Raw genomic sequence first — 21,376 nt, 5'->3', positions numbered from 1 at the left:
GTTGGGAACAATAGGGAAAGTGAACGGGCAGCGGGGCGACATCGGCTTGGCGGAACCCACCTCCGCGCCGGAGGGCGACGAGGACCACTTGGTGTCGGGGGGCGGTGCGCTCTTCCTCCTGCTGTTGGAAGACGGTACGGACGAGATGCGGGCCGCGATCGACGAGCAGATGGACGCGGTGGCCGCCTGGTGGGTGAAGGCGCCGCCCGACGGTCCGGGGTTCACGAGGGTGGAGCCGGAGTACCCCCCGGCCAGCCGGCACGATGTGGAACGGTTCCTCGCCGGTTCGCACATCCGGGAGGTGGAGGCTGACGTTCCGTTGGTGCTGTACGTGACCGGGCACGGGATCACCTCGGCGGCGTCGACGCACTACGCGGTCTTGCGGGACACCAGTACCGAGCGCCTGCTCGCGACCGGGCTGAGGACCAGCGAGATCATCGCCGCCGCACTGGACTCGCTCTCCCAGGACGTTCTGGTGATCGTCAACATGTGCGAGTCCTCTGACATCGGATCCGAACTCCTGGCGATGGAGCGGGATCTCACGCGACGCGCGGAATCCGCGACGCTCCACGTGCTGACGACTGCGGGGCCCCAACGCAAGGTGCCGGCCGGCGCGTTCGCCGCGATCCTCCGGGAGGCGTACGAGCTGCTGAGCTCCAGCGAGGAGATCACCCGCCCCTTCCTGACGATGGAGGAGTTCAGCGCGGCCCTGCGCCAGGCGACCCGCGCCATCAACGCGCGGGAAAGCCGCAGGCTGGAGGGGCCACGGGTCATGTTGCCGGGCAAACAGGACGTCCCGACCGCGACGCTGCCGAATCCGGGATACCGGCCGGTTCCCGCGGCCGTGGAACCGGGCCGGCAGGAACTCGCGCCGACGCTGGAGCACCTGGACTACTGGCTGGAGAAGGCCAGCGGACGCCCCAACGCCACCGACGCGGGCTGGTACTTCTCCGGACGCAGGCCGCTGAACGAGCGTCTGACGTCCTTCCTGCAAGGGCCGGCCGCCGTCATGATCGTCACCGGCATCGCCGCGAGCGGCAAGTCGGCGATTCTCGGCCGGGCGGTGACCCTCAGCGATGAGAGTTTCCGGCGCTCGCGCCGCTTCGAGGCCGCGGTCCGGCACTGTCCGGACGAGACCGTACCCGGCGAGGGCTCGGTGACGGTGGCGGTGACCGCCCACAACCGCGACCCCCTCGATCTCCTGCGGGCCATCGCCGGGAAACTGGGCGCACGAGCGGATCCCGCCGGAGGAACCGATGCGCTGCGCAGGTGGCAGGCCGGGCTGAGACTGTTCCTGCGGACTCCCGGGCCGATGGTCACGGTCGTCGTCGACTCGCTGGACGAGGCGAACGACCCCATGGGGTGCGTGCACAACGTCCTCGTCCCGCTGGCCGGCCACCGAACCGCCGAGGGACCCCTGGACCACGTCCCGCCCCAGCCCACGCACGCCACGCCCAAGGGACGCGGTGTCCGACTGCTCATCGCCGTCCGCAGCAGCAGCCCCGCCGACGAGACCTCCCGCGTCCAGGACGGCGAACACGAGCTCCTGACCGAACTGGAAGCGTCGTTCCCGGACGCCACCTTCCTGCGCACCGACCGCACAGGGATGCGCGAGGACATCGCCGCCTACGTCCGGGCACTCCTGGACGGTGAAGCCGCCTGGCAGGGACGGGGGCAGGACCTGGACGGGGTCTCCAAGGTGGTGGCAGCCGCGGTCGGCCGGTCCTTCCTCGACGCCAGAGTGGCCGCGGAACAGCTCAGGACAGGCGGCCCGACCCTGCTGAGGGACGCACGGTGGCTCGGCCGGTTGAATACGGGCACGGTTGGTCTGCTCGCCGCGGATCTGGACAGGGCCGCGGAGGACGGGCTGGGGGCCGAGGAAGCCCTGGCGCTGCTGCGCGCGACCGCGTTCGGGCTGGGGCGTGGCATTCCGTGGGGGGAGGTGTGGCCGGCGATGGCAGCGGTGCTGCTCGAACGACCCCTGCAGGAAGCCGACGAGAAGATTCGCAACCTGCTGGGCGGGCGCCTGGCCGGGTATCTCACCCATGACATCGAAGACGATCGTCGTGTGTACCGCCCGGCGCACGACAGCCTGGCAGCGGTCTTGAGGTGCTGGCCCGCGGGCGGCGCCGGCCGGGGAGGGGGGAGTGGCAATGTCGACTGAGCATGAGGGCACGGCAGGCGAACAGGCGGACGAACCGGATGTGCACGCCCGGATCGCCGAGGCCCTGGCGGCGCTGGTGGCCAGGGACGGGGAGACGCCCCCGCCGCCGTACGTACGCAGGTACCTGGCCGGCCACGCCCGGCTGGGAGGGGCACTCGACGATGCCCATGTCCCGCCGGAGCTGCTGCCCTGGGCGACAGGCCCGGGAATCCGCGGACTTCTGGCGTCATCCGGGGAGCGGGACCCGGGCTCGTGGCTGGAGGCGTGGGCCACGGTCGAACCCTATTTGCACCGGGCGGACGTGCCCTCCCGGTGGGCCAGCCTCCATCTAGCCTACGTCGGCCTGCGCTTTGCCCGGGTGCCGCGGGCCCGAATGCCCGCGGAGGTGGCATCGCCCCCCAGCTCACGGATGACGGTCCTGTGGTCCCAGTGGACCCCGCCCGTCAACGTCCTGGCGAAGGTGGCCGTCCCCGTGCGTTCCCTCGCGTCATGGACCACACTGGACGGCCGCCCCCTCGTCGCGGCGGGAGACGAACACGGCGGCATCGAGATCATCGACCCGGTCGACGGAAGCGCGGTGGGCGAGCGCATCAGCGCGCACGAGGGGACGGTCGGCTGCCTGCTCAGCGAAACCCGAGCCGGCCAAGGGCCGGTGCTGGTATCCGGCAGTGCCGACGGCTCCGTCCGCGCCTGGGACCCGGTCCACGGCTCACTCATCGACCAGATACACCAGCCGGCCAGTGTCTGGATCGACGACTTGAGCACCTACCGTGACAGCGAGGGCGAAGCGGCCGTACTCGCCGTCAACGGCTTCGCCGAAGTGGTGCGCTGGAACGAGCGGATGGGATCACAGGACCTGCTGGTGTTGCCGGGTGCCAAGCCTCGGACCGGCAAGGTCGCCCTGACCACCATCGAGGACGAGACGGGGCGGCGCCTGCTCGCCATCGCCGACGGCGCATCGCTGACCTTCCGGGAGCCGGACGACTGCGGGCACGTCATCGCGGAGTTCGACCTGCCCGGCCCCGTTCGCGCCCTGACGTCCACCACCCGCCCCGGCCAGGTGGCCGCAGGCCACGCCGACGGATCCGTCACGGTCTGGGACATCGGCGGGAACACCGCGACCTGGAACACCGACGAAGGCCCCGTGACCACCCTGACCGCCCTGTCCGTCGGCTCCCGCCACCTGCTGGCCGCGGGCACGGGCAGGGACATCGCCCTGTGGGACACCGGACACACCGGACCCGCCACGCTGCTGACCGGCCACAGCGAACCGGTGACCGCCCTGACCCGCGTCACGCTGAAGGACGGCGACGCCCTCGCGTCCGCGGCCCTGGACAACACGCTGCGCCTGTGGGACCACAAAGCCATCGACAAGGCCCTCGGCACGGGCATCCCCGGGCCTCCCCGCGTGACCAACGGGACTCTGGCACGTGACGACCACACGACTCCCTCCTGGTTCGCACTGAGCGGCAGCCACCCCGACATCGAGATATGGGACACCGTCGGCGGGTCCGTCGTGACCAGCGTTGCCACCGAAGCCCTTCCCACCGCCGTGACCTGGGGGCAACGGTCCCAGGGCCGGGCCCTGCTGTGGGCCGGCCCCGACCATCGCATCCACATGTGGGACGCGAGCACACAAACCCACCTCCCACACGCCCTTGAGGGTCACATCCTGCGAGTACGGGCACTCGCCCCGCTCACCACCACGGACGGCCGCCACCTCCTTCTCAGCGGATCGGACGACTACACCGCCAAACTGTGGGGCCTGGACGACGGCAGCCTGCTGTGCGACTGGAGCGGCCATGACCTGCGTGTCCTCGCGGTCGCCGCGGCCTTGGACCAGCACGGCCAGGAGTGGTTCGCCACTGCCGGCGCCGACGGCACCGTCCGTCTGTGGAGCATCGAGGAAGGCGCCCTGCGACAACCCTTCCGATGCATGCAGGGACGCATCCACGCCATCGGCATCAACCCCGCCCCCGCCGGCGGAATGCCCCCGCACCTCGCCAGTGCCGGACAGGACGGCACGATCCGTCTGTGGGACCTCCTCGAGCACCGCCAGTTGAACGAACCGCTCACAGGCCACACCGGCACCGTGCGCGCCGTCACCCTCTGGACACTCGACAGCCTCGGAAACTTCCTCGCCAGCGCCTCCGACGACGGAACCATCAGGATCTGGAACACGGCCACCGGCCGCTGCCTCCTGCTCCTCGCCACCGGTAGTCCCGTCCGAACCCTTTCCGCCCACCCCTCGCCCAGCCCCACGCGCATCGTGCTGGCGTTCGCCGGCGAAGCCGGCGCCGCCACACTCGAAATCGAACTCAGCGAACGCCGGCGCAAGACCCTCTGACACCATGCGCCCCCCGAAATCCCTCGTGCGCCCCCAACTGATCGCCCCAACGGCTCGCTTCAGTCCGTTCAGCGCATAAAAATGATCGCTCGGCATGTGACAACGACATCAGGTCGCGAGACCCCGCATCACCCCTGTGCTGCGCCACCGCACAACTCTCTTCTCACGAACCTGCCCGTTCGGCGACCCGTGCCGGCCACGGCGAACCGACGAGCCACGAGCATGACCGGCGCACACCCCCTGCTGGGCGCGGCCGGAGCAAGGAGCGGCCACATGACCACGGCTGAGAACAACCCGGGCGTCAGCCTGATCCAGGCGCCCGAGCGTGGTATCTGGCGCTTGGGCAAGGCGAACGAACCCCTGAAGTACGAAACGATCAGCAAGGCGGACGCCTCAAGCCCCGGAGGCAACCGCTGGAGCCTGGTGAGCTACGGAACCCTCTACTGCGCCACGGACCCCGACGGCTGCTTCGCCGAGGCCCTGGCACCCTTCCGGGTACACCCCACCATGCTCGAAGTCGTCGCGGAGGAATGGAAAGACGCTTCCTACCTGCCCCCGGGCCATCTTCCCCGGGACTGGTCCACACGCCACACCCTCGTCCGCTTACAGCCCGTCAAGGAGGCGCGCTTCCTTGACGTCGACGACGAACGCACCCTGAGAACCCTCTCCCGAGAACTCCGTCGCGAACTGGCGGCACTCGGAGTGCCGAGACTGACCCCCGCGCACACCCAGGGATTCAACCGACGCATCACGCGCCAGATCTCGGCGTGGGCCATCACCCAGCGCACCGGCCCATCCGAGCGCGAACGCCTCATCCACGGCATCGCGTACCGATCCCGCTTCGGCTTGCGCCAGTGTTGGGCCGTCTTCAGTGACGTCGAGCTCAAGCAGGAAGAGTCCAGCCTGGTCTTTCCCGAGGCGGAAGCCCTGCGCCAGGTCGCCGACGAGTACGGACTCAAGATGCTCTGACCGCAGACCCACCCCAAACCCACCTGCTTGTCCACCTGAAAACCCCCCGTAAAACACCCCGTCTCCCCGTAGTCCGAAAGGGGGGTTCCCGGCCGAGTTCGTTGGAGGGAAGGCCCTCGTATGCCACGGTCGGTTGGAGAGTCCGTGCAGGTGAGATGGCAATTGCCTTTCCAAACCGCACTGTTGGCGGCTCGTGAGGAGACGTGTCGGTTCTTGCCAACAGGTGGAGTTGGACAGTGATAATGGGTAACCTGAGAAGCGCCGAGCGACGGAAGACAGAGGGGGAATCATGATCACGAACAGCGCTTTCCCATCGCCGGGCTGCCCGACGCTCGTCCTGGCGCCACCCGCCTGGGGGCTGGACCCCCTCGGTCATTCCGGCACCGGATCTCATCCGACCGGGAAGCGACGATGCTGAGTGCCGGCATGTAACAGGCGCCCACCTACCCGAAGAGGCCATGCTTGCCCACGGGGTCAGGTGCATCAGAAGCGTTCACCTGCTCGCCGCGGCCGAGCGTCTTGAGTTCGTCCCTCGCGGCAGCATGCGACAGCCAGGTCCTGTGCGCATTCCAAGCACCCATGCCCGACACGTGGCCCGCCACCAAGCCGGCGCGTAGTCAGGCACCGAGGGAGAACCACGCCATGCCGATCGAGACCACCACGGCCCCCAGCAAGAGCGATCTCATCGCCGGATTCGTGCATATCGCCACCGTGCGCATGCACATCAGCGAGATTGCCCGCTTCCTTCAGGACAACCTCGGCCAGAGACTGACGGCCAGGATCGCAGGCATCAGCGACCCCAAGCAGGTCGGCAAGTGGGCCTCGGGCGTGACCACTCCGCGCCCGGAGTCCGAGGAGCGCTTGCGTGCCGCCCTTCAGGTCTTCCATCTGATCCAGGACGCCGAAAGCCTCTACACCGCACGCGCCTGGATGATCGGCATGAATCCGCAGCTCGAGGACGAGGCACCCGCACAGTGCATCGCCGCCGGACGCTTCCGCGACGTCATGGTCGCCGCGCGCGCCTACGTCGACGGCAGTTGACCGGCATCTCCAGGCATCTGCGCCACCCGCGTTCGGTGTCGCCCGACCGGCCACCATGCTGCGGGGCCGCTCAGGCATGCGGTGTCGGGGCGCTCCTGTGACGTAGGGGCAGGTGGAGGGGCGTGACGATACGGCGGTTCGTGTCGCGGATCGCCGGCGGCGAGTACCGGGTCCCGGTGCGCTCCTGGCGGGCCTCCCGCCAAGCCCGCCGCCACCTCTGAACCCACCGAACGCCGGCCCGTAACCCCTCCGCGACCTCGGTACTGCCTCGCCCGGCGGGCGGGCCTTCCGACCGCTTTCATCCGGATCCGCTCACGGACGGCTTGCCGCTCCGCGGTCAGATCCCGCCCCGCGGATACCTCGTGGAACCGGCATCCCGCAACAGTCATTGGCCATCAGCGCCCGCGACAAGTCGACTTCAACGTCAGTGGTGCGTCAGTTCGGCGAAGAGGGCAGAGTGCGCAGTGGCGTGAAGCGATTACGGGCATGGATCGGCGCGGCAGCTCTGACGGTTCCGCTGTTGATGACACTCGGAACGCAGGGAGTGCAGGCGGCTCCGCTTGAGGATGTGCCGCTGCCGCTTCAACGCGACGCCGAGCGGTTGGTTCGGCCTGGAGAGCGGGTCAGCGTCACGGTGGGCCTGCAGGACTCCATCACCAATGACCACAGAATCTTCTCTCCGGCGTTCATCGCGGAGGGTCGGATGAGGATGAACGATCCGCACGTCACCGCGGTCATGACGATCTCCTGCACCACCGCGCCCGGGTCCTACGAAGTGCGCACAGCATCGGGTGGGGACCGCGACCGCGACCCCTCTGCGGTCGGGTCGTTCTGGGGGAGTGTCCGGGTGGCTCCGGCCGAGGAGGCGGAGCGTGCGGCCTGCGCCCGGCGGGTGTCCGAGCTGCCGCCCGAGCCCCAGGAGGAGCACTGGCCTGCGAATGAGGGGTGGCCCGGGAGCCCGTGGGACGTGAGGTCGGTGCGGGCCGGTGGGGAGATGAAGGCCACCGACGGCTTGGAGATGGCTGGCGACGGAGAGGTCACGTTGACCTCGTCGGCGTTCACGCGCCCTGCGGTCATGCACGGAGCCAGGGTGCTCTCCGCGACCGTCCGCATCAGGTGCGACGCGACCCCGGGTATCCACACCGTGGTCTGGCGGCAGAAGGCGAAGATGGGGTCAAAGGTCTGGGCAAGGCTGCGGGTCGAACCCGCTGCCCCTGACTGCCACGACCCTGCCCCCACACTGGCCGACAGGATCAAGAGCCCGACCCCCTGGCTGGCAACGGCAGGAATCATTGCCGCCGCGCTCGCTGCAAGGGCATACGTCCTGAAGCGCAGGCGGGATGCCCACTCTCTCCCGTGATGGCCAAGGCATCAACGACCGCTGCCCCAACCCACTTGCAAACGCGGCCCGTTGTCGGGTGCGCCTCGATCCACTCGGCACCGTCACCGTCGCAACCCTCCTCAGCCGGCTCCGAACATGTCCCGAGGAGCGGTGCCCCGATGCCCAACCGCCCTGTCCGGAATCGATCACCGAACGCATGACTGGATTGACGCACAGTCGTCACCGTGGGCAAGGTCGGGGGCTGCGGTACATGAAGCCGCGCTTCCCGGAGAGGAATCGAGGGCCATGGAGCCGACGAAGGAGCAGCAGGCTGCCCGTGAGGTGTTCGCCTCGGGTCGGGACCTGGCCTTGGTCGCAGGTGCCGGGACGGGGAAGACGTCCACGCTGATCCTGATGGGTGCCGCGACCCGCAGACGTGGTCTGTACGTGGCGTTCAACCGGTCGATCGCCGACGACGCCCGCGGGCGATTCGGGCCGAACGTGGAGTGCCGTACCGCGCACTCCCTGGCTTTCCGGGTGGTGGGCCACCACTACCGGGAGCGGTTGGACGCCTCGGCACGCATTCCCGCCAAGCACACCGCCCGCTTGCTCGGAATCACCCACGACCTCGACATCAATTCCCGGAGCATCAAGGTCACCCACCAGGCGCGCCTGGTGATGGGCATGGTCCGCAAGTTCTGCTACACCACCGACCGGCAGGTCATGGCCCGCCACATGGAGCCGGTGAACGGCATCGATCCCCAGGGCCAGGAGTACCTGGCCCGCACCCTGCTGCCCTACGCGCATCGTGCGTGGGAGGACATCTGCTCTCCTGAGGGCAGACTGCGGTTCGAGCACGACCACTACATGAAGCTGTGGGCGATGACCTCCCCGCGGCTCGGGGCGGACTTCGTCCTGCTGGACGAGGCACAGGACACCAACCCGGTGCTGGAAGAGGTCTTCCTCGCCCAGGACGCACAGCGCGTGTGTGTCGGGGACCCGGCACAGCAGATCTACGGCTGGCGCAACGCGCGCGATGTGATGACCGGCTTCCCGGCTGAACAGCTGCGCCTGACCCAGTCCTTCCGCTTCGGGCCGGCCATCGCCGAAGTGGCCAACCGGTGGCTGGGACACGCCGAGTCGGAGATGCAGCTGACCGGCCACGGCCCGGGCTCCCGGGTGGGCGAGGTGGTGCAACCCGAGGCGGTGTTGTGCCGCGGCAACGTGGACGCGATGAGCGAAGTCCTCTCCTACCTGGAACTTGGCATCCCCGTGGCCCTCACAGGCGGGGGCAGCGCGCCGCGCCGCATCGCCCAGGCCGCGCTCGAACTCAAGGCGGGCCGGCACACCAGTCACCCGGAGCTGTTCTTGTTCTCCTCCTGGGGCGAGGTGCAGGAGTACGCCGAGCAGGACAAGGCCGGCCAAGACCTCAAAGCGATCGTGCAGTTGGTCGACACCTACGGCCCCGACCAGATCATCGCCGCGGTGGACCGCCTGTCTCCGGAGGAGAAGGCGCAGGTCACCGTCTCCACCGCGCACAAGGCGAAGGGACGCGAGTGGCCGTCGGTACGCATCGGCAAGGGCTTCATGGCCCCGTCGGTGGACGACCTGGGCCTGCAGCGCCCGCTCAATGCGAGCGAAGCCCGCCTGATCTACGTCGCGGTCACCCGCGCCCGCCACCAGCTGGACACCGAGGGCATCACCTGGATCGACGCATACGAAAAGACCATGGCCGGCGCCGGCCGGGACGGCACGGTGGCCGGGCGGCGGATGATCGAGCTGAGCCTGACCGGACAGCTGAAGTACGACTCCTCACCGCTCTCGCAGTTCATGGCCACCCAACTGCCGTACAGCCACAACCTGGTCCGTGACTATCTGGCGCGCATCGAGGGCCTCCCGCACCCGATCCAGCCGATCGACGTGCGGTACCCGAACTGGTCGGCTCTCGGACACGCCATCGACTACCGGCTGCGCCTCAGCCTCGGCGGGCGGCTCGGACCGGCCGTTGCCGGGGGCGTCATGCTCCTTGACGGCGCCGGACCACTGCGCGAAGCACCGGCTCGTGGTGTCCGCAAGGCCTTGCAGGCGGCGGGCCGAAAGCTGCTGGCCGCCGTCGACGCCTACCTCGCCGACCCCGGCAGCCAGGACGAGAACGCGCTCGTCCGGCTGTGTTTCGTCGCCGGCTTCTTCGAGGACATCGCCCGCACCGGCGAGATCCGCCGCTTCAGCATGCTTGCCCAGGCCACCCCCGCCACGACCCTGGACGATCTCACCGCAGCCGTTCCCGAGTACGTCGTGACCGACATCGACCAGCAGATGGGGCTCGCCGACGGACCGTTCGCCGCCTTCCGGGCCCTACCGCGAAGCGCCCGGGTGTGCGGTCCGGTCTTCACCGGAAGCGGGGACATCGGCGGCGCCGACGCCGACTACATCGTCGGCGGCCTCCTACTGGACTGCAAAGCCACCAAGGACCCACGCCGCCTGGGCCGCGAGGAGATCCACCAGCTCGCCGGATACCTCCTGCTGGACTACGACCACCAGTTCGGCATCGACCGGGTGGGCCTGTACCTCTCCCGCCAAGGCGGCCTGATCACCTGGGACGCCGCAGACTTCCTGCGGCGGCTCGGCGCGGGCGCCCCGCTGACACCACTGCGGGCACAGCTGCGCCGGCACCTGCACGAGGCTGCCCGGCACTGAGAGCCACGGCGGCTTCCACGGGGACCTCCGGGGGAGGGCCGGTCGTGCCTGGTCTCTGCCGACCGGGCGGACAGCACACGGCCCCGCGCACGCGGGGAGCAGGCTTCCCCAGCCGGCACGATATCGGCCCGCTTCCTCCTTCGAGGCGGGCGCCCACGGATGCGGCTGCGCGGTCGTCGCCGGTCGGGGTCAGGCCAGTCCCGCCGTGATCGCGCGGCGGACCGCGTCGGCGCGGTCACGGATGTCCGCTTTGGCGAACAGGTTGTTGATGTGCGTCTTGACCGTCGCCTCGCTGATGAAGAGCTTCTCGGCGATGGCCCGGTTCGGCAGTCCCCGGCCGATGAGGGTGAGGACTTCACGCTCGCGCGAGGTGAGGTCCGGCGGCAGCGGCGCCGGCTGTGCCGTGGCCGTGGGCCGCGCACGGGCGGTGGCCAGGAGCCGGTCCTGGACCTCGCGGTCCAGGACGGCCTGGCCCGCGGCGGCGGCGCGGATGGCACGGATGATGTCCTGCCGTCCCGCGTTCTTCGTCAGGTAGCCGCGGGCGCCGGCGCCCAGTGCGGCCAGGATCGAATCGTCGTCGGCGAAGGTGGTCAGCACCACGACCGCGATCTGAGGGTGTTCCTCGCTCAGTCGGCGGGTCGTCTCGATGCCGTCCATCACGGGCATGCGCAGGTCCATCAGGACGACGTCCACCGCCGCGGCGGCGACGGCGGCCAGCACCTGCGTGCCATCGGCAGCGGCGGCGACGACCTCGATGCCCTCCGCCATGCCGAGCACCGCGGCCAGGGGCTCACGGACGGCCGCCTGGTCGTCGGCGACGATCACCTTCAGGTGCTGCTCACTCTCGGTCGGTCCACTCATGCCGGTATCACTGCCTCCACTTGCCAGCCGCCTTGATCGCGCCCTTCCGTGACAGGGCCCGCGGTCATGGTGCCACCCAGCAGCGCCACGCGTTCGCGCATTCCGATCAGCCCCATTCCGCTGCCCTCGCCTGCGGTGGCCTCGCCCGTCGCGGGTCCGTTGCGGATCCTCAGCGTCGTGGATCCGTCCTGGAACGTCAGTTCCACCCGGGCGTCGGACCCCGGGGCGTGCCGGGCCGCGTTGGTGAGGGCCTCCTGCGCGATGCGCAGCAGGTTCTGGGTGACCCGGGTCGGCAGTTCGCGGACGGTTCCGGTGACGGTGAGGGCGTTCCGGTGACCGGAGGACTCGATCATCGCGGTCAGGCTCTCGAGGAGCGGAAGGGAGTCCTCACGCAGCGCGTGTACGGTCCACTGGGCCTGCTTGAGGCTCTCCCTGACCAGGCTGTGCGCCTTGCCGTTCGCCTCGCGGACCTTTTCCAGGTCACCGGTGTCGAGCAGGGCGTCGGCCAACTCCAGCTGCATGTTGATGCCGGCCAACGAGTGCGCCAACACGTCGTGGACGTCCCGGGCGATGCGGGCGCGCTCGATGAGTACGGAGGTACGGGCCTCGGCGCGGGCGGCCCGTTCGGCGGATTCGGCGGACGAGATCATCGCCTCCACGGCGCGTTGCCTGCTGCGGCTCAGGATTCCGGCCACGACCGGGATCGCGACGGTGAGGCCCACGGCCCAGGGCAGCAGTTCGTGTCCGGGGCCGATGCGGAAGTACAGGACGCCGCCGCAGAGCAGGCCGGCCAGGGCGGCGAGCGAGAGGGCCTGTCGGAGGGGGAGCCGGTAGCCGATGTGGCCGACGAGGAAGTACGCGAACAGGTAGCCGGAGCCGGTTCGGGCGGTGCCGATCAGAGCGGCGGCTGCCACCACCCCCACTGTCAGCCAGACGAGGGCGGCGCGGGGCGGGAGCCGGGACTCGGACAGGTGGCGTGCCAGCAGTGCCACCGCGTTCACCGCGATCAGCGCGGCCACCGCCAGGCCGCGACCGTCGACTCCCAGCGGGCGGACCGTCACGACCGCGCTGACGATCACCGCCAGGGTGACGGCCCCGTGCAGGCGTGGGTCCTGGCGGGGCGCGACCCGGGGGCCGGGCCCCGAGTCCGGGGCCGGCCCCGGGCCGGCGGTACTGGCAGATGCGGACACGCCGCGACCATAGCCCACCGTCAGGCGGCGCGATCGAGGACGGCCTCGCCGGGGCGTGCACCCACGGGCAGCGCCTGCTCCCGAGTCGCCAGGCGGCTCCGTACGAAGATCGTGGCCAGCCTCGTGACCACCTCGGTGAGCGCCATCAGTACGAAGGCCGCGACCCAGGCGTCGGCGGTGGTGATGTCGTGGGTGGCACTGAACCGTGCCACGTCGTCGCCACCGCCGTGGTCGACCCAGACCTGGAATCCCATGCGTGCGCCCATGCCGAGCACCCACAAGGCCGCCGAGACGGCACCCGCCTTGATGAAGAGGTGTCCGTCCATGCTGCGGATCCGGGTGTACACGCCGCCCGCGATGCCGAGCGCCGCGCCGGCCGCGACCAGCGCGCCGATCAGCACGAGGTCATTGCCCGCGGTGGGGACGGTCGTCAGGTACCGGGAGGCCACGAAGGTCACGATGCCCAGCGGAAGCAGGTAGGACTTGGGGCCCAGACGGCCTTCCCGCAGCTGCCGGAAGACGATGAGTACCAGGGCGATGTCGGTGATCCAGTCGGTTGTGGTCATGTCCTCAAGAGTGCTGTCGCGCGGCCCTCCACGCCTGGACCCACGGGTGGAGGTGCGGGTGGAGATCGACGTGCCGCGCGTCCACCTGACGATGTCTCGGGACGGCTCGATGAACTTCCACCGGGGAGCGGTGAGTTGCCTGCGCGTCACGACCGAAGTCCTGCGGATTCCGCGTCGCGAGGAGGGGTAGAACCCAGGAGTTGATCACGACATCACACAGGCTCTGGCCGTGGTGACCCGCAGGGTTGTCGAGTCGGCCGGTCGGTGGGTGTCCGTCCCGTGCGGAGTGACGGCGGTGGGGGTTTCAAGCGTGGAGGAAGCCTGTCAGGACTTCGGTCCGTTCCCGGTGGGAGGCGTGGGGCCGCAGGCAGGCCCATTCGCCCTGCGGGAAGGACGGCTGTGACTCCCCCCGGGTGTCCGTGTTGCGGGCGTGGGCTGACGGAGTTCGAGGTCTACCGGACCAGGAACCGCTGGGGCGGCGGCGGGGCGCGGCCCAGGAGCGGGGAACGCTGGTGGAAGTGTCAGGGCTGCGACTGGCTGGGCGTCCAGCATCCGTCGGACGCGCCCCTCAGGCCGATGCGGCGACTGGAGGGAGAGGAGGCACGGTGCTTCTTCTGCGGGGACGACGGCAACGTCGCGGGTCTCCCGTGGCTTCACGATGACGGCGGAATGCGCGACTGGCTCGTCTGCCTGGACTGCGGCACGAGCAACCAGCGCTGCGTGCCGCCACCACCCACCTGAAGAGCCGGTACCCGTGGTCCCGGCGAACTGACCCTCACGCCTCCACCGCCGTCCGGGCCGCGCCACCTCACGGCGCGCGGGTGCGTCGGGGCGGTGGCTGCCCGTGTCAGGCCCGGCCGGCGGGGCGCAGTTCGCGTTCGAGGGCGGACAGGGCGAAGGCGTGCGCGGACGCGTGCTGCCAGCGGGCCCGTCCGAACATGATGTCCTCGGAGAGCCCGCTCAGCATGGCCACGGCCCGGATGGTGAATTCGGGAAGGTCCACGTCGGCGAACTGTCCCAGGTCCCGGCCCTCACGGAGGATGGCTTCCAGGCGTTCGTCCCAGCCGTCGAGCAGTGCGGTGAGTATGTGTCGGCCCGCTTCGTCGTGGCGCTGGGCCAGTACCTGCGTCCACAGCGCGTAGCGTTCGTCGCCCCGGTGGTCGGGCAGGTAGTGGCGGACGAACAGGTCCAGCTTCTCGGCAGGGGACGCGGCCTGGTCGGCGGCCTCCTGGAACCGCTCCCAGAGGTCCGCTTGGCTCCATGCGAGGACTTCGAGCAGGAGCCGGTCCTTCTTGCCGAAGTGGTAGAGGATGTGCCCGGTGCTCATGCCCGCCCGCGCGGCGATGTCCGACATCCGCAGGCCCGCGGTGCCCTTCTCGGCAATGACGCTGATGGCGGCCCGCATCGCCCGCCCCCGCGCCTCGTCCCCGCTGGGCTGACGCTTCCTGTCGATCGGGGCCAGGGTCGCGGACCGGGAGGCGGCGCCGGCCTCCGCGCCCGTCACCCCGCTCGCGGGCTCCGGTACGAGAGGGCCCTCGGGCCGTGCCGGCCCGGTCTCTGACGTCGACATGACCTCACCTCGATTTCTCGGTTAGATTCTTAGTCTAGACTGAAAATCTAGTCAGTGCAGCGAGGCGCCTGACTCCCGTCCGCCGGCCCTAAGCGCCGGCGCCCTCGCCCGACCGACCCGGCTACCCAGGAGACACCCGTATGACGCGCGGATTCGATGTTGTGGAGACCTGTATCGCCGACCTGCGCGCGGCGCTGGAGAAGGGCGAGACCACGGCGGTCGGGCTGCTCGACGCCTACCTCGCGCGGATCGACGCGTACGACCGGCCCGGTACGGCCACCGCTCTCAACGCGGTGGTCGTGAGGAACCCGCGCGCTCGGGCGGAGGCGGAGGCCTCCGACGCACGCCGCACGCGGGGCGAGACGCTCGGCCCGCTGGACGGCGTTCCCTACACGGCGAAGGACAGCTACCTCGCGAAGGGACTGACGGCCGCGTCCGGCTCCCCGGCCTTCGAGCACCTCGTCGCCCAGCGTGACGCCTTCGCCATCGAGCGGCTGCGCGCGGGCGGGGCCGTCCTCATCGGCCTGACCAACATGCCGCCGATGGCGAACGGCGGCATGCAGCGCGGTGTGTACGGCCGCGCCGAAAGCCCGTACAACGCCGACTGGCTCACCAGCGCCTACGGCTCCGGATCCTCCAACGGCTCCGGCACGGCGACGGCCGCGTCGTTCGGCGCGTTCGGCCTCGGCGAGGAGACCTGGTCCTCGGGCCGAGCCCCCGCCTCGAACAACGCGCTGTGCGCCTACACGCCCAGCCGCGGCGTGATCTCGGTGCGCGGGAACTGGCCGCTGGTGCCGACCATGGACGTCGTGGTCCCGCACACCCGCACCATGGACGACCTGCTCGAACTCCTCGACGTCATCGTGGCCGACGACCCGCACACGCGCGGGGACCTGTGGCGCGCACAGCCGTGGCTGACACTGCCCCGCGCCTCGCAGGTACGCCCCGCCTCCTATCCGGCGCTCGCACCCGTCGACGCTCCGGCCGCACACGCCGCGCTCGCCGGCAAACGCGTCGGCGTACCCGGCATGTACATCAACGCCGACCCCGACGCCGGAACGAACCCCGACGGTGGCATCGGCGGCCAGACCGGCCGGCGCATCGACACGCGCCCCTCGGTCATCGCGCTGTGGGAAGCCGCCCGACGCGACCTGGAGGCCGCCGGCGCCGAGGTCGTCCAGGTCGACTTCCCCGTCGTGTCGAACTACGAGTCCGACCGAGCCGGAGCACCCTCGCTGCTCACCCGCGGACTGGTCGGCCGCGAGTACCTCACCTTCGAGATCGAGGACCTGTCCGCCTGGGCGTGGGACGACTTCCTGCGGGCCAACGGAGACCCGGCGCTCTCCACCCTGGCCGAAGTCGACGGCACCCGCATCTGGCCCAAGCGGGAAGGCGAACTCCCCGACCGCTACGACGGCTTCGACGACACCATCGGCGACTACCCCCGCTTCGTGCGCGAGCGCCCATACGCGTCCTTCGCCGACATGCCGCACCTGGAGCAGGGGCTGCGCGGACTCGAGGAGACGCGCCGGGTCGACCTGGAGCTGTGGATGGACGGACTGGGCCTGGACGCGGTGGTCTTCCCCGCCGTCGCGGACGTGGGGCCCGCGGACATGGACGTGTCCGAGGCGTCCGCCGACCTCGGCTGGCGCAACGGCGTCTGGGTCGCCAACGGCAACCTGGTCCCGCGCCACCTCGGCATCCCGACCGTGACCGTGCCCATGGGCACCATGGCCGACACCGGCATGCCCATCGGGCTGACCTTCGCGGGCCGCGCCTACGACGACAACACCCTGCTGGCCCTGGCCGCGGCCTTCGAGAAGACCGGCAGCCGGCGCACGGAGCCGACGCGCACACCGCGGCTGTCGACACGGTGACCTGACGGAAGGCCCCGGCGCGGTGGCGGTTTCCGACCGCCACCGGTCGTGGCGGAGGCGCGTCCCCGCGAAGGGCCCTCCCGGTACGCCGAGCACGGCGACACGTTGAAGCAGGTACCGCAGTGGTACCCCGAAGGCGGGATCCCCCGCCCGCCGGGGCGGGAGGCCACCCGGTCACCCGCCCGGACGGACCGGGCGCGGGACCGCCGCCCTCGCGGCGGCGATTCCCGCCCATCTAGGCGATGACCACCGACGCGTACGCGGGGGCCGCGACGTGAAGGTGGGGTTCATGGACACCTTCACGGACCACATGGAGATCATCTTGTGGACACGGCACACGGACGGTCGGTGGTCGGCCAGGACGCTCTGGATGGTGCTGGTCGACGAACAGGCCTACGTACGATCGGCGTTCGGGCTGCGCAGCGCCTGGTACCGCCGGGTACGGGGCCACGCGGAGACACGGATCGAAGCTGCCGCGGGCCGGCTGCCCGTCACCCTGCGGCCGGTGAGCGACCCCGAACTCGTCCGGCGCGTCTCGGACGCCTACCAGGCCAAGTACGGACTCGGCTGGCCGGGTCCCGTGGCATCGATCAACGAACCCGAGGCAGCCGCCACCACCCTGTGCCTAACGGATGTCGGGCAGGTCCCGCAGCTGCCTGCGTGAGGTGAGTTGGAGCTTGCGGAAGATGTTGCGCAGGTGCGCGTCGACCGTCCGCGGGCTGAGGAACAACCTTGCCGCCACCTCCTTCGAGGTGGCGCCGTCGGCGACCAGGCGCGCGATGTGCACCTCCTGCATCGTCAGCTGGTCCGACGCCCGGGAGGTACGGCTGCGGGCCTGCTCGCCCGTGGCGCGCAACTCGCCGGCGGCCCGCTCGGCGAACGCCTCCATGCCGAGGGCGGAGAGCGACTCGTGCGCCTGCCGCAGCGCGGAACGGGCGTCCCGCCGTCGGCCCTGACGGCGCAGCCATTCCCCGTAGAGCAGGTACGCGCGGGCCCGGTAGACGACCAGGCCCTCGTGGTCGAGCAGGCCGATCGCCTCCTGGTAGGCGGACTCGTCCTCGGTCACCAGTGCCCGCGCGTACGCCTCGACGCCGAGACCCCACGCGTGCCGACCGGTCCGGGTGCGCTCCTGGAGCGAGGCGAGGGCCGCGGCGGCGGCTTCGGTCTCGCCGCACCGCATGGCTGCTTCGACCAGTTCGGGCAGGGCGAGGCCCGCCGTGCCGACCGCGCCGTGTTCGACCGCACGCCTCGCCGCCCGCAGCGCGGCCGCGTAGTCGGCCAGACCGTTGCCGAGGACGGCCGTCGCCCACTGCACGCTGAGGCTCATCCGGTGCTCGACCGAGGCGAAGAGTTCGAGGGCCTCCTCGCGGCGCCCGCGCAGTGCGGCCAGGTGGAGGCGCGGATAGACGAGCGGTGCTGCCCCGGTGGCATCGGCAATCGCCTCCTCTTCGGAGATCAGCTCCATCGCGGAACCGAAGTCGCCGGTGTGCACCTTGGCCGTGGCCTGCATGGCCAGTCCGATGGGCAGCGCGTGAAAGGAGCCCGACTCGCGTCCGGCCGCGACGGCACGGGCGGCGACGCCGCACAGGGTGTCGAAGTTCCACAGTTCGGTCGCCAGCATGAAGCCCAGCGAGGGCCGCCGTTCCCACACCTCGCTGCCGGCGTCGCCGACCACCGGCCCCAGGATCTCGCTCGCGGCCCGGTGTCCGTCGCCGACCAGGCTGATCAGACCGGTGAGCACCACCGCCGCGGTGCTGGACGACCCGTCCGTCGGCGGGGCCTTCCTGGCGGCGTCCACCACGTCGTCCAGACCGCCGAGGAGAAGGCCCATTTCGAACGCGTCCAGGTAGCACTCCCGCGCCCAGGCGCCATCGGTGTCCGCCAGGCGTGCTGCGGCACGAAGGAGGTGAGCGGTGGGGCCTTCGTCGCCGCGGCGACGAACGAACGACAGTCTGCCGCGGAGCAGATCGGCCCTGGACTCCTGGGTCGGATCGTCGGTGAGGAGGGTGGTGAGCAGGCCGGCCGCCGTGTCGAAGTCCCCCACCGACAGTGTGGCCTGGACCGCGGCGAGGATCCGCTCGGTGCGCCGGGCCGGGCTGATGGTGAGCTCGGCCGCGCGTTCGAGGAAGGCCGCCGCCGCGGCGACACCGCCGCGTTCCCGGGCGCGGGTGGCGGAGACCTCCAGCTCGGCGGCGACCTGTTCGTCCGGGCCGGCGCTGGCCTGGGCGCGATGCCAGGCCCTCCGGTCGGGGTCGGTCACCGGGTCGGTCACGGCTGCCAGCGCTTCGTGCGCCCTGCGCCGCTCGTCAGGCGCCGCGGCGCGGTAGGCCGCCGAGCGCGCGAGGGGGTGGCTGAACCGGATGCGGGTGCCGAAGTCGACCAGGGGAACGGACTGCGCGACGGCAGTCGCGTCGATGCCCAGGAGCTCGGCGGCACGCCAGAGCAGGCCGGGGTCGCCGATCGGTTCGGCGGCGGCGAGGGTCACCAGCAGCCGTGCTGCCGGGGCGAGGAGTTCCAGCCGGGCGCGGAAGCTCTGCTCGATCACGCCGGGCACCGTGGCGGGTTGGGCGAATCCGCCTGCCATGCCGGCGAGTCCGGCGGTCCTGGGCAGCTCCACCAGGGCGAGCGGGTTGCCGCGCGCCTCGCCCAGGATGCGGTCGCGCACCCGCTCGTCGAGGGGGGCGCGGACGGCAGCGGCCAACAGGGCGCGGGCGTCCGATTCGCCGAGGCTGCGCAGCACATGGCCGGGCAGCTGGTCCAGCTCGGGGTGCCGGCTCGGCTCGCGCGAGGCGAAGACGAGGGCGATCGACTCGGCCGAGACCCGTCGGGCCAGGAACGCCAGCGCCTTGACCGACGACTGGTCGAGCCAATGTGCGTCGTCGACGACGCACAGGAGCGGGCGTTCCCGTACGGCCTCCACCAGGAGGCCCAGCGCCGCCACCCCGACCAGGAAGGGGTCGGGTGCCCCGGTGTCGAGGCCGAAGGCGATCTCCAGCGCCTTGCGGTGTGGCGCGGGCAGCGCCGTCAGCCCGCCGAACACGGGCGTGAGCAACTGGTGCAGTGCGGCGAACGGCAGCTCCGTCTCGAATTCGGTGCCGGACGCCCGTATGACGAGGAATCCGGGCGCGGCCCCGTCCAGGTGCCGCAGCAGCGTGCTCTTGCCGATGCCCGGTTCGCCGCGCAGGACGAGGGCGCCGCCCCGGCCCTCCCGCGCCTCGTGGAGCAGGGCGTCGAGCCGGCTCGTCTCGTCCTGCCGGCCGATCAGCACATCCGCGTATGTCGTGGGCATGCCCGAGAATGTATGTGCTCGCGCGCCGTGGAGGAATCCGGAATGATCAATGCCGCAGCGGGGCGACCGCGGTCGCCCGTCGGATGCCCTCCGCCGCCTCCCGCGGCACGGCCGCTCATCGCCTACGCGTCCTCGACGGAGTCACCTAGGTGATGACCACCGACGCGAGCGGTGGGCGCCCGTTGCGAAGCTCCAGCCATGACCCGCACCGCACCGGCACCAACCGCCACCACCGGCTGGACACCGCTGGGAATCCTGGCCACGGCCCAGTTCCTGGTCGTCCTGAGCATCTCGATCGTGAACGTGGCCCTCCCGCAGATCCGGGCCGGCCTCGACCTCTCGGACACGGGCCAGGCCTGGACGGTCAACGCCTACGTACTGGCCTTCGGCGCGCTGCTCCTGCCGGGCGGTCGGGCAGGCGATGTGTACGGCCTCCGCCGTGTGTTCCTCCTCGGCACCGGCCTGTTCGCCCTCTCCGCCGCGGGCGCCGCGCTGGCGCCCTCGGCAACGGCGCTGATCGCCTTCAGGGCCACGATGGGAATCGGCGCCGCCCTGCTGGCGCCCACGGCACTGGCCCTCGTGCTGACGCTCTACCCGGACCGGGGCCGGCGCGGTACCGCACTCGGAGTGTGGGGCGCGGTCTCCGGCGCCGGCGGTGCGGCGGGCGTACTGCTGAGCGGCCTGCTCACCGGACTGTACGGCTGGCGTGCGGTGTTCATCGTGATGGTGCCCCTCGCCGCGGCCGTTCTGGCGGCCACCTGGCTGCTCGTCGGGGCCGACCGGCCGCGCGGCGGAAGCATGGACGCACCGGGCACGGCGGCGGTGACGACAGGGCTCGTCGCCCTGACGTACGGACTGTCGGGTCCCTGGCCGGTGGCCGTGGTCGGTGCGGCACTGCTCGGCCTGTTCGTGGTACTCCAACGACGTTCCGCAGCACCCCTGTTGCCTGCACGGATGAGCGCGGTCGCCGCACCCAACGCACTGATGGCGCTGCTGGGCGCGGTCTGGCTCGGACTCTTCTACTTCCTGCCCCTCTACCAGCAACGCTCCCTCGGCTACTCGCCCTTGGAGGCCGGGCTGACCCAGCTTCCGCTCGCCCTCATGATCACTCTGGCCTCATGGTTCACCGGCAAGGTCTCCTCCCGCCGCGTGCTCCCCCTCGGCCTTCTGGTCCTCTCGGCCGGACTGGCCTGGCTGTCGCGCACTCCGGCCGACGGCACCTTCCTCACCGATCTGCTCGGCCCCACGCTCCTCATCGGCGCCGGCCTCGGAGTCGCCTTCGTACGGCTCACCGCGGCGGCCTCCACAGGGGTGCCGGCCGCCGACAACGGCCTCGCGGGCGGGCTGGTCAACGCCACCCGGCAGATCGGCGGAGCCATCGGCCTGTCCTTCCTGACCCTGCTCCCCTCCTCCGGCGCGGCCTTCCTGGCCTGCGCCGCCCTGACCCTCCTCATCTCGGCTCTCGCCACCCGAAAGGCCTGACC

At 70.8% G+C, this 21,376-nt stretch carries 16 protein-coding genes; 11 read left to right on the top strand and 5 right to left on the bottom strand.

Annotated features, from left to right (window positions below; all coding sequences use genetic code 11):
- The first annotated feature begins 19 nt into the window (after nucleotides 1-19).
- From ACQEVM_RS34055 to ACQEVM_RS34030, 6 genes are all read left to right on the top strand, one after another.
- Nucleotides 20-2,164 carry a hypothetical protein gene (locus ACQEVM_RS34055; RefSeq protein ID WP_433085804.1) on the top strand — a complete coding sequence of 715 codons (2,145 nt, stop codon included), beginning with the start codon at nucleotides 20-22 and terminating at the stop codon, nucleotides 2,162-2,164.
- Nucleotides 2,154-4,511 (top strand): WD40 repeat domain-containing protein, encoded by a 2,358-nt coding sequence (locus tag ACQEVM_RS34050; protein WP_433085802.1) that lies wholly within the window; start codon nucleotides 2,154-2,156, stop codon nucleotides 4,509-4,511. The genes ACQEVM_RS34055 and ACQEVM_RS34050 overlap by 11 nt, the downstream gene beginning before the upstream one ends.
- 273 nt (nucleotides 4,512-4,784) lie before the next feature.
- Nucleotides 4,785-5,480 (top strand): RES family NAD+ phosphorylase, encoded by a 696-nt coding sequence (locus ACQEVM_RS34045; protein ID WP_433085800.1) that lies wholly within the window; start codon nucleotides 4,785-4,787, stop codon nucleotides 5,478-5,480.
- Between the two features lie 642 nt (nucleotides 5,481-6,122).
- Nucleotides 6,123-6,521, top strand: coding sequence for an XRE family transcriptional regulator (locus tag ACQEVM_RS34040; RefSeq protein ID WP_433085798.1), 399 nt, complete (start codon nucleotides 6,123-6,125; stop codon nucleotides 6,519-6,521).
- A 430-nt stretch (nucleotides 6,522-6,951) separates the two neighbouring features.
- Complete coding sequence (locus ACQEVM_RS34035) at nucleotides 6,952-7,881, top strand: hypothetical protein (protein ID WP_433085796.1); 930 nt, start codon at nucleotides 6,952-6,954, stop codon at nucleotides 7,879-7,881.
- A 267-nt stretch (nucleotides 7,882-8,148) separates the two neighbouring features.
- Entirely contained in the window at nucleotides 8,149-10,539 is a 2,391-nt protein-coding gene (locus ACQEVM_RS34030; RefSeq protein ID WP_433085794.1) for a UvrD-helicase domain-containing protein, read from the top strand.
- 189 nt (nucleotides 10,540-10,728) lie between these two features.
- Here ACQEVM_RS34030 and ACQEVM_RS34025 read toward each other — a convergent pair whose 3' ends face one another.
- The 3 genes from ACQEVM_RS34025 to ACQEVM_RS34015 are packed head-to-tail and all read right to left on the bottom strand — an operon-like array spanning nucleotide 10,729 to nucleotide 13,156.
- Nucleotides 10,729-11,400, bottom strand: a complete 672-nt coding sequence (locus tag ACQEVM_RS34025) for a response regulator (RefSeq protein WP_433085792.1) — start codon at nucleotides 11,398-11,400, stop codon at nucleotides 10,729-10,731.
- A complete protein-coding gene (locus ACQEVM_RS34020; protein ID WP_433085790.1) occupies nucleotides 11,397-12,608 on the bottom strand; it encodes a sensor histidine kinase in 1,212 nt (403 codons plus the stop codon). Before ACQEVM_RS34020 ends, ACQEVM_RS34025 begins: the two co-directional genes overlap by 4 nt.
- 2 nt (nucleotides 12,609-12,610) lie before the next feature.
- On the bottom strand, nucleotides 12,611-13,156 hold the full coding sequence (locus tag ACQEVM_RS34015; protein WP_433085787.1) for a hypothetical protein: 546 nt from the start codon (nucleotides 13,154-13,156) through the stop codon (nucleotides 12,611-12,613).
- Between the two features lie 58 nt (nucleotides 13,157-13,214).
- Here ACQEVM_RS34015 and ACQEVM_RS34010 point away from each other — a divergent pair, with 58 nt between their 5' ends.
- Nucleotides 13,215-13,346, top strand: coding sequence for a hypothetical protein (locus tag ACQEVM_RS34010; RefSeq protein WP_433085785.1), 132 nt, complete (start codon nucleotides 13,215-13,217; stop codon nucleotides 13,344-13,346).
- Between the two features lie 386 nt (nucleotides 13,347-13,732).
- Nucleotides 13,733-13,897, top strand: a complete 165-nt coding sequence (locus ACQEVM_RS34005) for a hypothetical protein (RefSeq protein WP_433085783.1) — start codon at nucleotides 13,733-13,735, stop codon at nucleotides 13,895-13,897.
- 106 nt (nucleotides 13,898-14,003) lie between these two features.
- On the opposite strand, the gene ACQEVM_RS34000 is transcribed toward ACQEVM_RS34005, so the two are convergent.
- The gene (locus ACQEVM_RS34000; RefSeq protein ID WP_433085781.1) at nucleotides 14,004-14,726 is read right to left on the bottom strand and encodes a TetR/AcrR family transcriptional regulator; all 723 of its coding nucleotides are present in this window, start codon (nucleotides 14,724-14,726) and stop codon (nucleotides 14,004-14,006) included.
- A gap of 140 nt (nucleotides 14,727-14,866) precedes the next feature.
- Here ACQEVM_RS34000 and ACQEVM_RS33995 point away from each other — a divergent pair, with 140 nt between their 5' ends.
- On the top strand, nucleotides 14,867-16,603 hold the full coding sequence (locus ACQEVM_RS33995; protein ID WP_433085779.1) for an amidase: 1,737 nt from the start codon (nucleotides 14,867-14,869) through the stop codon (nucleotides 16,601-16,603).
- A gap of 289 nt (nucleotides 16,604-16,892) precedes the next feature.
- Entirely contained in the window at nucleotides 16,893-17,267 is a 375-nt protein-coding gene (locus tag ACQEVM_RS33990) for a DUF2255 family protein (RefSeq protein WP_433085777.1), read from the top strand.
- On the opposite strand, the gene ACQEVM_RS33985 is transcribed toward ACQEVM_RS33990, so the two are convergent.
- Entirely contained in the window at nucleotides 17,229-19,892 is a 2,664-nt protein-coding gene (locus ACQEVM_RS33985) for an AAA family ATPase (RefSeq protein ID WP_433085775.1), read from the bottom strand. The two genes, ACQEVM_RS33990 and ACQEVM_RS33985, sit on opposite strands and share 39 nt — an antisense overlap.
- Nucleotides 19,893-20,090: 198 nt before the next feature.
- On the opposite strand from ACQEVM_RS33985, the gene ACQEVM_RS33980 reads away from it, so the two are divergent.
- Entirely contained in the window at nucleotides 20,091-21,374 is a 1,284-nt protein-coding gene (locus ACQEVM_RS33980; protein WP_433085773.1) for an MFS transporter, read from the top strand.
- The last annotated feature ends 2 nt before the right edge of the window (nucleotides 21,375-21,376 follow it).

The organism is Streptomyces sp. CA-243310 (assembly GCF_050936775.1).
In the GTDB taxonomy this organism is placed as follows: domain Bacteria; phylum Actinomycetota; class Actinomycetes; order Streptomycetales; family Streptomycetaceae; genus Streptomyces.
The sequence above is the reverse complement of the archived record's forward strand: the minus strand, read 5'-3'. Positions and strand labels throughout refer to the sequence as shown.